8 protein-coding genes and 1 tRNA gene are annotated in these 12258 nt (G+C 46.5%); 7 read left to right on the top strand and 2 right to left on the bottom strand.

Annotation, left to right across the window (positions count from 1 at the left end; all coding sequences use genetic code 11):
* Positions 1–109: 109 nt before the first annotated feature.
* Together B3K91_RS10030 and B3K91_RS10025 are read left to right on the top strand one after the other, a co-directional pair.
* Entirely contained in the window at positions 110–967 is an 858-nt protein-coding gene (locus B3K91_RS10030) for a pseudouridine-5'-phosphate glycosidase (RefSeq protein WP_214060505.1), read from the top strand.
* The gene (locus tag B3K91_RS10025; protein ID WP_214060506.1) at positions 964–2397 is read left to right on the top strand and encodes an amidohydrolase; all 1434 of its coding nucleotides are present in this window, start codon (positions 964–966) and stop codon (positions 2395–2397) included. The genes B3K91_RS10030 and B3K91_RS10025 overlap by 4 nt, the downstream gene beginning before the upstream one ends.
* Positions 2398–2561: 164 nt before the next feature.
* Here B3K91_RS10025 and B3K91_RS10020 read toward each other — a convergent pair.
* A tRNA-Ile gene (locus tag B3K91_RS10020) sits at positions 2562–2639 on the bottom strand.
* 62 nt (positions 2640–2701) lie between these two features.
* Between B3K91_RS10020 and B3K91_RS10015 the strand changes: the two genes are divergently transcribed.
* Complete coding sequence (locus tag B3K91_RS10015) at positions 2702–2875, top strand: hypothetical protein (RefSeq protein WP_165775337.1); 174 nt, start codon at positions 2702–2704, stop codon at positions 2873–2875.
* A gap of 21 nt (positions 2876–2896) precedes the next feature.
* Here the strand turns inward: B3K91_RS10015 and mnmG are convergent, their stop codons facing one another.
* Positions 2897–4783: a tRNA uridine-5-carboxymethylaminomethyl(34) synthesis enzyme MnmG gene (gene mnmG / locus B3K91_RS10010; protein ID WP_214078593.1), complete on the bottom strand. Its 1887-nt coding sequence runs from the start codon at positions 4781–4783 to the stop codon at positions 2897–2899.
* Between the two features lie 48 nt (positions 4784–4831).
* On the opposite strand from mnmG, the gene B3K91_RS10005 reads away from it, so the two are divergent.
* The 4 genes from B3K91_RS10005 to B3K91_RS09990 all read left to right on the top strand — a co-directional run bounded on the left by B3K91_RS10005 (position 4832) and on the right by B3K91_RS09990 (position 12225).
* On the top strand, positions 4832–6226 hold the full coding sequence (locus B3K91_RS10005) for a pyruvate carboxylase subunit B (RefSeq protein ID WP_214060508.1): 1395 nt from the start codon (positions 4832–4834) through the stop codon (positions 6224–6226).
* Positions 6227–6427: 201 nt separating this feature from the next.
* Positions 6428–7618, top strand: a complete 1191-nt coding sequence (locus tag B3K91_RS10000) for a sugar ABC transporter substrate-binding protein (protein WP_214060509.1) — start codon at positions 6428–6430, stop codon at positions 7616–7618.
* A gap of 93 nt (positions 7619–7711) precedes the next feature.
* Positions 7712–9454, top strand: a complete 1743-nt coding sequence (locus B3K91_RS09995) for an ABC transporter permease subunit (protein WP_214060510.1) — start codon at positions 7712–7714, stop codon at positions 9452–9454.
* Positions 9454–12225 (top strand): ABC transporter permease subunit, encoded by a 2772-nt coding sequence (locus B3K91_RS09990; protein WP_214078592.1) that lies wholly within the window; start codon positions 9454–9456, stop codon positions 12223–12225. The genes B3K91_RS09995 and B3K91_RS09990 overlap by 1 nt, the downstream gene beginning before the upstream one ends.
* The last annotated feature ends 33 nt before the right edge of the window (positions 12226–12258 follow it).

Raw genomic sequence — 12258 nt, 5'->3', positions numbered from 1 at the left:
AGAGCCTGCTTCAACAGTTCTTTGAAGCCTGGGTTCGCAGCTGTTCTGGTTGTCTGAAGAGATTTATACACAGCTTGCCGCATATGAGAATCATGAGAGGTGAATATTGTTGAAAAGAGTTGTAGCTCTTGAATCTACAGTTATAGCTCACGGCCTTCCACAAGGTATTAACTTCGAAACTGCTCTGAACATGGAGCGGGCAGTCAAAGAAAATGGCGGAATACCAAAAACCATAGGAATTCTAGACGGAAGAATTATCGTGGGTGTCAACGAGGAAGAGATGAGAAGACTTGGAACAGGTCGAAATGTCCTCAAGGTCGGCACTGCAGAGATATCCTACGCAACAGCGATGAAGAGAGATGCAGCAACGACCGTCAGCGCTACAATGGCTATTGCAAAATTGAATGGAATCTCTGTATTCGCTACGGGGGGAATCGGAGGGGTTCACAGAGGAGTAGATTGGGATGTCTCTCAAGACATCATAGAGCTTTCGAGAACTAGAATGATCGTGATATCGGCAGGTGTGAAGAGCATTCTTGACGTACCAAAGACCCTGGAGTTTCTTGAAACCTTTGGAGTAACAATCGTTGGTTACAAGACCGATTGTTTCCCGTTCTTTCACTGCTCAAAAAGCCCTTACAAAATCAATCTAACCATAGATTCCCCAGAAGAGGCAGTGATGATTCTGAAAGAAAAAGAAAGGCTTGGAATAGAGGGCGGACTGCTAGTAGCTAATCCTATTCCCGAAATGGACTCTATGGACTACGATGAATTGAGAGCTCTCATTGAATCCGCTCTAAAAGCAGCCGTAAAAGAAGGGATCTCGGGGAAGACTCTCACTCCATATCTGCTCAGCAAACTCGCGCTGCTGTCAGGAGGGAAGACACTTGATGCAAACATTTCCCTACTGATAAACAATGCCGCGCTCGGTGGTCTTATAGCCGCTAACTCGGGAGAAGAACTATGAATGGTTACTCCCTGAAAGGCGGATTTGTCTATTTGGAAGAGACCGGAGCTTATTCTCGCAAGGACCTCTACATAGACTCAGGAGAATTCTCTGCAGATACTCCTTATGGTGCTCAAGAGATAGATATTTCAGGCAAATTCGTTTACCCGGGATTTGTCGACTCGCATGCACACCTCATTGGAACGGGAAGAAAGTCTCTGGAGGTTGATCTAGAGGGCTGCAGCTCTATCGAATCGCTTGCCGATAGGTTGAGCGTTGATCGAAGGATAGTAAGAGCTAGAGGCTGGGATCAGGAAGTGTTAGGGTTTATGCCCGTGAGAGGAAAGCTTGATCTCATCACTTCAGAACCGACGATTATTACCAGAAGATGCGGACATATCGCCTGCGTAAACTCGTCCCTGATAAAGCTATTCGACCTTGAAAGGCTTCACGGTCTTGATGGTTCGGACATCGATCTTGGAATACTCAAGGAGAGAGCTCTAGAGGAGATGGACCGGATAGCAAAACTCTCTCCTGCTGAAGTCAGAGAAGCGATTGAAGCGGGAACAAGGTCCTTTTTGAAATATGGAGTAACTTCGGTACACAGCGACGATTATCACGGCATAGATTATGAACTCCTTATGGAGGCTCTCTCAAACGCGAACAAAATGAGAGTCTACGAAAAACTCTGCATCTCCAGAAAAGAAGATCTGGAAATGATCAAACATGGCAGGCAATTCGAAACTGATTTCTTCCGACTGAGAGCTGCAAAGATGTATCTTGACGGGTCGCTCGGAGCAAGAACGGCGGCGATGATTGAGCCTTACCACGATTCTCCGACCGAAACCGGCGTCCTCTATATGACTGCCGATGATCTTAGGCCGATCGTGAGGAGAGCAGACAGAGAAGGAATTCAGGTCTGCGTACATGTTATAGGAGATCGGTCACTGGAAGAGGCCCTCTTGGCTTTTGAAGGATCGAACAGTGAAACTCTCAAGCATAGACTAATTCACGTTCAGATCGCGTCTGAGGACCAGATAAGAAGGATTGCCGAGCAGAGACTAACCGCATCGATTCAACCGGTTTTCGTTGACTCTGACAGCACAATTGCACCGGAGAGGTTCGGGCCGATCCGGATCAAAGATGCCTACCCGTTTGGAAAGATGAGAGATATGGGAGTAGTTGTTGCCTTCTCAACTGACTCACCGGTAGAGAGCACTTCGGTAGTCAAGAACCTCGTTTCGGCCGATAGATTCTTCTCCAGAAAGGACAGCATAGAGATGTATAGCAAAACCGGACACACTCTAGCAAACAGTGTCAGATCCTTCGCGCTCAATCCGGGGGACCCAGCAGATTTCTTCGTAACCGGCTCAGATATCTTAAAGACCAGAGAAGATACTTTCGCGGACATGACATTTGTTTCAGGAAGGTTAGTGCATAAACTAGAATGAAATCAGTCTCGAACCGTAAACCGCAACTCGTATTGTACATAAATGCTTCATCTACTTTCTTTACGTTTCGTCACTTATATGTTAAATATAAGAAAACTATCTTGAAGAACACTGGCAAAACTGCTAAAATTAGTACAGAAAAAGGCGGCATAAGCCGCCGAGTCTGGTGGGCTCGGGTGGAGTCGAACCACCGACCGCCCGGTTATGAGCCGGAAGCTCTAACCAAACTGAGCTACGAGCCCAGACACAAAATTGATTATAATATTCCTCATGACTTGTGTCAAGAGGTTCAGGAGATGGTCCAATGCTAAACAACAGCTCTGTGGGTCTTCGGATATCTGCAGATCCGGTTCAGGAAATGACTGTGAAGTATCCTAGGGTTCTTGTAATAAAGGCCGCGTTCTCTCTTCTGAAAGACGGAAAGTCAATTGAACATAGAGATCTGGAAAAAACATTACAGACCTTGCTCTCGCGATAACACCAGAACCCAACTCGGATCTTATTTCTGGTTTTGATGCTTGAGATGAAAAGATAGATTCATGATGTCTGAGGGTGTCAGCCCGGGTATTCTCGTTGCTTGGCCTATCGTTGTAGGCTTTGTTCTTGTCAGCTTTTCTCTTCCTTCTGTTGAGAGGTTGGAAACTTCACTATAATCTAAGTTGGAGGGGATTAGATCTCCCTCGAGCTCTTCAAGCCTCTTGACCTCTTCCCTAAGACGCTTAATATATCCACTGTACTTGATCTCTATTTCAACTTGTTCTATCACTTCATCATCAACAATCGGTTCGGGATCGTAGTATGAAAGGTCCCTGTACTCAACTCCCGATCTTTTTAGCAGACCCGAAAGTTTTGCGGGCGTATCGAGTCTCGAACTCCTCTTACTAATTAATAGCTGGTTCAACCTTTCAGAAGGTCTGACGGTCACTCTTTCAAGTCTTAAGACCTGATTCCTGGTCTGGTTTGCTAATCGGGATACCTTCTCACTGAACCAGTCGGGCACTAGTCCGTATTCATGACCGTACTCTGTAAGCCTGATGTGCGCGTTGTCGTGCCTGAGAAGCAATCTGTATTCCGCTCTTGACGTGAGAAGTCTATAAGGTTCATCCACTCCCTTCGTCACAAGATCGTCGATCATAACTCCAATATAAGCTTCCGATCGACTTAGTACAAGCTGCTTCCCGCCATGCAGCTTCGCTGATGCGTTGATTCCCGCGATCAAACCCTGACCGGCAGCTTCCTCGTAACCACTGGTCCCGTTTACCTGACCAGCGAAATACAGATTCTCGACTAATTTGCTCTCCAGCGTTGAGTACAACTGAGTCGGATCTATATAGTCGTACTCGACAGCATAAGCAGGCCTGACGATTTCCGCCCTCTCAAGCCCCTTTATTGTTCTGATCATTTCGAGCTGTGTCTCGAAAGGAAGGCTGGTTGAAAGACCGTTCAAGTAGTACTCGTCGCTCAAAGCACTCTCGGGTTCAACGAACAATTGATGGCTACTTTTATCAGAGAACTTGATCACCTTATCCTCAATCGAAGGGCAGTATCTCGGTCCCCTTGAATCGATAAGCTTAACATCCCCGTACAGCGGCGAGAATCTGAGGTCTCTCTTGATGATGTCGTGTGTTCTCTCATTTGTCCTGGTCAGCCAGCACGGATGATTGTCTTCAAGGACAAAGGGCTCGGAAAAGTATGAGAAACAAAGTGGGGTATTTGAGGTACCCTGACGCTCCATACTGGAGAAATCGATTGATCTGCCTGCTATTCTTGCAGGGGTCCCAGTCTTGAAACGTCTGACTTCGAACCCCAAAGCTTTAAGCGATGCAGTTAGCTCGGTTGCTGGAAACTCACCAAGCCTTCCCGCGGGAAACTCCTGTGGTCCGATGAATATCTTCCCTCCAAGAAAGGTGCCCGAAGCAACTATTACTGAACGTGCAGAGTACCTGAGGCCAAAGTGCGTCGTGATGCCTCTTACACGACCCTTATCCACTTCTATGGACTTCACAATTCCGGACTGCAGGCGCAGATTTTCCTGCATCTCAAGTATTCTTTTCATTATCTGGCTATACCTGTTCTTGTCCACCTGAGATCTCAGTGCTCTGACGGCAACTCCTTTGCTGGTGTTTAGAACTCTTATATTGAGTGATGCCTTATCTGTTGACTTGGCAATCTCCCCACCGAGCGCGTCTATCTCTCTTACGACAATGCCTTTCGCTGGGCCCCCCACAGCCGGATTGCAGGGCGTCCAACCAACCGTGTCGAGGTTAATATTTAGAATAAGCGTTCTCATGCCCATTCGCGCGCCCGCTAATGCGGCCTCGATACCGGCATGTCCGGCCCCTATGACGATTATGTCGAATTCGTAATCTCTTTTATTTGATTGCATAACATCACTCCTCTATCATAGTATTGTACACAGAAAGGAGGCATTAAGTTGAGAAAAGTCTGTTTCGTTGACACTACGATGAGAGATGCGCACCAGTCACTTCTGGCCACTAGGGTTACAACAGCTGAGTTGGCAGATATAGCTCCTCTTGTCGATCAGGTTGGTTACCACGCAGTAGAGGTCTGGGGCGGAGCAACCTTTGACTCCTGTGTTAGATACCTTAATGAAAATCCTTGGGAAAGACTCGATGTACTCAAAGAGAGATTTAAGAATACTAAGCTTCAGATGCTTCTAAGAGGTCAAAATCTTCTCGGTTACAGAAACTACGCAGATGATGTTGTAGAGCTCTTTGTTAAGACGATGGCAAATCACGGGATTGATATTGTAAGGATCTTTGACGCCCTTAACGACCTAAGAAATCTGGAAAAGTCGGCAAGCGCAGTAAAGGATGCCGGAATGCACCTTCAAGTAGCAATGTCGTATACAACCAGTCCCGTTCACAACATCGATTACTTCGTGAAGATCTCCGACAAGGCTGCGGATTTGGGCGCAGACTCTCTCTGCATTAAGGACATGGCTGGTCTTTTGAAGCCTGGAACGGCTTCAACTCTTGTAAATGAGATCAAGAAGAGGCACTCTATCCCTTTGGAGGTACACTCTCATTTCACAACGGGTATTGCTGATATGGCTTACTTGAAGAGCGCTGAGGCCGGGGCCGATATTCTCGACACCGCCACGTCTTCAATGGGATTCGGAACCTCACAACCTGGAGTCGAGAGCATATGGACAACATTACACGATATGGGGCTATCAGAGAAGCCAAATTACCCTCTACTCAAAGAGATAAACGACTACTTTTCAAGGGTTAGGAAGAATCACAGTGGCACTGATGCAGGTTTCACTATAAACACTTCAGTTTTGGAAAATCAGATTCCGGGAGGAATGTACTCCAATCTAATAAACCAACTGAAATCTCAGAACATGAGCGACAGATTCGAAGAGGTTCTCGAAGAAGTTCCGCAGGTACGCGCTGATCTCGGTTATCCCCCCCTTGTTACTCCAACATCTCAAATAGTGGGCGTGCAAGCGGTCTTGAATGTTATGAACAACGAGAGGTACAAGACGATCACGAAAGAAGTAGAAAGATACATAAGGGGATTCTATGGAACACCTCCTGCAGAAATCGACAAGTCACTGAAATCAAGAGTTATGGGAGATGAAGAGTCGATTTCTCATAGGCCGGGCGACACTCTTGACCCAGAAGTCGAAAAAGGAAGAAACGAACTCGGCCTGCTGGCCGAATGCGATGAGGATCTTCTTATATACCTGTTACTTGGAGAAGTTGGAAAGAAGTATCTTAGTCAGAGATACAGAGATTCTCTCAGAGTCGACTTTGAAGTCGCGAAGGATTTTAGAGAAGGAATAACGGTATATCCAGTTTGATTCGTATTATTAACAATATTCACGAAGATAGAACTGTATTAAAGCTAACAAGAGGCAACTATAGACTGCTTAGCGCCTTCATGAAGAATGGGGGCGTTTTTTTTGTTCAGTCCCTGCATTAACACTTCTTTAATTAACCGGAACTTTCTGATACAATTTGTTTAGGGTGTATCCCAATTCTATCAAAGGAGGGTTCAGAAGATGAGAAAACTCGCAGCTGTTCTTTTCGTGCTACTTCTAGTCTTATCTTTTGCAAGCGCAAAGTTGGTGATTTGGTCCTCTGAGAACCAGATCCCTGCACTTGAGAAGTTGGCGGCAGATTTCGAAAGTGACTATGGAATTCAAGTGGAGATTCAGCAGGTGAACTTTGGCGACATAAAGTCCAAGTTCCTTACCGCAGCTCCCGCAGGCGAGGGCCCCGACATCATAGTAGGCGCACATGACTGGGTTGGTGAACTCGCTATCAATGGCCTTATCGAACCGATTCCATTTCTTCCCGAAGCCGATCAGTACTACGATGTCACTCTAGATGCCTTCAGCTACGGCGGAAACCTCTACGGTGTCCCCTATACTGTTGAGGCGATTGCAATCATCTACAACAAGGATCTCGTATTCGAAGCACCGAAAACAATCTCAGAGCTTGAAGAACTTGCTTTCGAAGCTGCAGATGATGAAGTCGTGGGCCTGATCTACGCAGTTGGGGATTTCTATCACTCCGCACCTTTCATACTGGGAAGAGGCGGCTATATCTTCAAGGAGACTGCTGCGGGTCTTGATGTAACCGACATAGGCCTGAACAACGAGGGTGCGATTGCAGGCGGAAACCTCATCAAATCTTGGTTCGACAAAGGTCTAATTCCTGGCGGTCCAAATTACAACCTGATGGACTCTTTGTTCAAAGACGGACTGGCCGCATTCATTATTAACGGCATATGGGCAACCCCAAGTTACCGCGATGCGGGTATCGACTACGCGATTCTTCCTTTCAGCGAAATCACATTCGACGATGGGACAACTCCGAGACCATTCGTTGGAGTACAGGGCTTCATGATAAACTCAAAGTCTCCGAACAAGCTTGAAGCCACTGAATTCGTAGTGAATTACATCGGCAGCTTCGACGGCCAGTACGGAATGTTCCTCGGAGAGAGAAGAGGTACGGCAAGAGCCGACGTGTTTGCATTTATTGAAGCGGACGCCGGTCCAGAGCTGTATGATGTTTTACAGTTCTCCAAGAGCGCTTCAGTAGGAACACCAATGCCAAACGTTCCGGAAATGGCGAGCGTATGGGGAGCAATGGGCGATGCACTTGGCCTTATTATCAACGGTCAGGATACAGTGGAGAACGCTTTCAATTCTGCAGTAGAGAAGATCAAGACTACAATTGGAAACTGATTGTTCTCTCTTGACTTATCCACAAATCTTAATTTTGTTAGACTGAGCGCGGGAGACTCCCGCGCTCTGGTTTAACTGTCTGGAGGGATTACCTTGAGTGGAAGACGATTTGTAATCTTTCTCTTTTCTCTCGCTATCCTCGCAATATTCAATGCCTTTTCTCTATGGAGCATATATCTGTTATTTGCCGATGGGAATTTCGGCTTGATGGTAACAATGGTCATCCTGACTCTGCTAATTGATATAATTGCGTTGAATCCAAAGGGTTACCCGTACAGATATATGATTCCCGCAATGATATTGCTTTTCATTCTCACGCTATATCCAATGTACTACACTTTCAGAACTGCCTTCACTAATTACGGAACCGGGCATCTATTCACAAGGCAGCAGTCAATTCAAAAGCTTCTCAGCGATTACTTCTACATCCCGGAAAACCCCGAGGAATTCGAGTTTTCCATCTTTATCGAGCTCGACAACTATAGCCCCACAGACAGATTCATAACTCTTCTGAAGTCGAAGACGGATGGAGAGATGTATGCCACTCTTAGGCCTCAGGTAGTAAGCAGAGATGCATCGGGGAACATCACACTGGCCACCGCCAAGATGTTGGAGATAAAATCGGACAGTTTCGTTATCGGCGGGGTGAACTACACTCTTTCACGCTCTCCGGATGACCGAATCCTGGCTATCCTATCTGATGCCGGTGCAAGGTATATATACTTTTATTCTCCCCAAGACACCTCCACCAGGCCGAACGCTCCCTTCTACTTCAGCGAAATAAGAGGAGTGTGGCTCCGAAATGCCGAATTTACAGACTCGGAGGGTAACCAGATAAGACTATTCCCAAACTCTCTTTACACAACCTTTGCCACCACTGAAAGGAAGTATGCGTTAAGGACTGAGACTTCATTCTCCGCCGGAAGAGCCATTCAGGAGACCGTTGTCTATAACAGGCAGACGGGAAGGACCTTGATCGAGGAGAGTGGCTTTTTCTATGATATCGACGCAAATGGAAACGAGTTCATAGTTGAGGGCTACATATCTGACGTTGGTTTTTGGAACTTCGTTAGGATGTTCCAGGATCCGAAGATAAGGGACCCGTTTTTTCAGGTATTCGGCTGGACGTTTACCTGGGCCGGACTTAGCGTTCTCTTCTCATTCGTAATTGGCCTGGCGCTGGCAATCACACTGAATGATCGGAGACTTAAGGGAAAGAAGATTTACAGAACACTGCTCATCATTCCCTGGGCCGTACCTGCCTTTATCTCTGCTCTTGTATGGAGAAATGGCTTCTTCAACGAAACCTATGGAGTTCTGAATAGGTTCATTGTTCAGGGACTCTTTGGGCTTGAACCAATAAAGTGGCTGAACGATGCCTTTTGGGCCAAGGTTTCAGTCTTGATTGTCAATACATGGTTGGGCTTCCCGTACATGATGACAGTAAGCCTCGGTGCTTTACAGAGTATTCCCGAAGAGTTTTATGAGGCCTCATCGATCGATGGTGCAACGAGACTCCAGAGATTCAGAATGATTACCTTCCCCCTGTTAATGGTTACTGTTGCACCTTTGCTTGTCGGCAGCTTTGCCTTCAACTTCAACAACTTCACCGGCATTTATCTGGTAACCCAAGGTGGACCCGCAATTCCTGGAGCTTCGACACCCGCTGGGGCAACTGATATCTTGATCTCATACACTTTTAAGCTGGCGTTTGAAGGGAGAGGTCAGGACTTTGGCTTTGCCAGTGCCATTTCGATTATCATATTCATAATCGTCGCCGGCTTCAGCTGGATAAACTTTAAATTGTCCGGTTCCTTTGAAGAGGTGAGCAGATAATGGCCGTTGAGAGAAGAAAATACTGGTTAAGACACATAATCTTGATAGCTGTTGTCGTTGTGGTTCTCTTTCCAATGGTTTGGTTGATAAGCACTTCAATAAGACGTGACCAGGCAGCTTTCTCGTCAAGGCTCTTTTCAACCAGAGTAACTCTTCAACACTATAGGAACCTTCTTTTCCCGGAAAGAAGCGTAGGAAGGCTTGTTCTTGATCTCCAGAGTGCAACATACGCCACAGGAGACTACAGAGGGAAAAGCCAGGAGGATCTGAAGAATACAGTTGAGAAGTTCCTCACTAAATTCGATTCTCTTATGGATGAGAGCGAAGAAATGGTTAGGGCAGTCGAAGGCGGTACCGCTGCAATTGAAAGCAATCTGGTAGAAATGGAGAGCATGATAATCAAGGAAATGAATGAGCTGAGACTCAAAGACAAGGTCCTCTTCGAAGAGAGACTCAAAGAGATAGGTAGACTAGACGAACTGAAGACGGCCTACGCGGTAGGAGAAATTCTTCAAACTGCCTCTCCTTCACTTGAAGGAACCTATCCCTTCTACATCGGACTGCTTGGCGAAAGGTCATCACAAGTCATCGAGTCTCTCGAAGCTTACAGAAACCTGTACGAAGAGGTATTCCGTCATCGCGACGAGACGCTGCTAGCAATAGAAACCCTTGAATTTGAGAACAAGAAAGAAGTGGTGGAATCACTGAATTCTGTTGAAGATTACATATCTCTCTCTGGCATTGACTACTCTGAATGGCGAAGAGTTGAGTGGCTTCAAGTTATTAACAGATATCTAAGGGAGGTCGAATCTTCGATGCCCGAAGATCAAGCCTCCGAGCTCAACCGGATCAGGACAGGCCTATATGATTCCTTCAGATCTGCCGGTAACGCATGGGAAGCGGCAACTGCTTCCAGTGCAGCCCTTTCTGAAGAACTATCTTTCCTGGCGGAGACGGCCTTTGGAACCGACTACTATGAGTACCTGGCCGCAAATGAAAAGTTGGAAGCAATAAAAAAGAGCCTCGAGTCTACCGAAAAGGCTCTAGTAGTCTTAAATTTGGCATTAGGCGAACTAGAAGACTCTTTTGAAGTCGCATTTCCGACCATCGTGTCTGAAACTAGAAAACTCTCTTCCCTGATTCCACCGCTGCAAATGGTAATCAGTAAAGGCGCAGGTAATAGCACGGCTGTGGCTGAAGCAAAAGTCAGGTCATCACTCGAGAGAGTCGATTCAGCAAAGGAGACCATAGATCTTCTCCAGCAGCAGCTATCAAGTATGCAGAACGTCCGTGGGCTGATCACAAGTCTTTCCGATCTCTCGGATAAGATGGCCTGGTTCTCAGGCAATGGCGAAGCTCTCCTAAGCGCATCTGCAAACTCAGAAGTCTTAAAAGGAGCAGACGTGATAGACATAGCCCTGTCAAACTTGTCGAGGGTATTGCCTGTTCTTGAGATGAGTGTTGCAGAGTATATTGAGGTATCGGAGAGAACGATCGCTCTCACGACGGAACTGGAATCCCTGAAGAAAAGCATGGAAGACCTCGAGAACAGGATCTCTGAACTTCAAGAAGAAGCTGAGAGAGCAGAAAGAGAGCATGCAAAAGTCCTTGAGGCGATTAGTATACAAGCTGCGATGCTGTTTGTGGAGGAGGAAATAATCTCGCTGGAAGGCGCCAGAAATTATGTATCGAAGCTGTCTGATGTGCTGAACAACTACTTCAACATAAGAGCATCAACCCGTTACAGGACCCTTCTGTGGTACGATGATTTCATTCGGGCTGATTTGGAGGCAAAGGAAGGGACGGCTCTGCTGAATCAGCTAATCTCAACTATGAGATCGATGAAGGATGAACTTGCTTCCAAGGTAAACTACTACATCGATCTGAGATTCCTTGGGACTTCGGTAACTCTGGACGACTTCGGAAGGATGCAGGAGACTTACAATTCTCTCTTTCAGCAGGTTAACGCCAAGTACCAACGTGCATCCAGGCTAATATCCGATCTAATCGAGAAGCCCACAACCTATTCATCTCCATATGATGGCATATTGAAGGAGATAGACAGGGCCTTATTCAGAACAAATCAGATCTGGGCACAAAAAGAGAGTACTTATTTCTATTTCGTCAGGTGGCTTCTTAATTCAATAATCGTAGCACTTACTGTGTCGCTTATCAGCGTTGCCGTTGCAGCTCTCGCTGCGTATCCTTTCAGCAGAATGAGATTCCGTGGAAGGAAGCAAGGCTTGCTTGGCCTCCTCCTTATTCAGATGTTCCCTACAATAATGTTCATGGTGGCTCTCTACGCCTTGCTGCAGTTCATTGGAAGTTTAATTCCATTCCTGGGACTAAACACGCTTGGAGGCCTGATATTTGCTTATTCAGGAGGAATTGCCTTCAACATCTGGCTGATCAAAGGCTATTACGATACAATCTCTAGCTCTCTCGAAGAGGCAGCAATGATCGACGGGGCAACAAAATTCCAGGCCTTTTTAAAGGTGATTTTACCGCTTGCCAGACCGATTCTGGCTGTTGTGGCTATTCTGACGTTTATGAACATCTTCAACGAGTATCTGATTGCAAGGATAATTCTTCAGGACATGAACAAATGGACATACGCAGTTGGCCTTTGGCAGTTCTCGGGAAGATTCGAAACGAGCTGGGGCCCATTCACTGCCGCAGCGTTGATTGGAGCAGTTCCGATGGTCATATTCTTCCTCGTGTTACAGGACTACATCGTTGGGGGTTTGACACAGGGAGGAGTGAAAGAGTAACTTACCCTAAACTCGTCCGATTTGTGATGAGAG

This window comes from Mesotoga sp. UBA5847 (assembly GCF_002432735.1).
Lineage (GTDB): Bacteria > Thermotogota > Thermotogae > Petrotogales > Kosmotogaceae > Mesotoga.
This window is presented reverse-complemented; position numbering and strand designations above follow the sequence as displayed.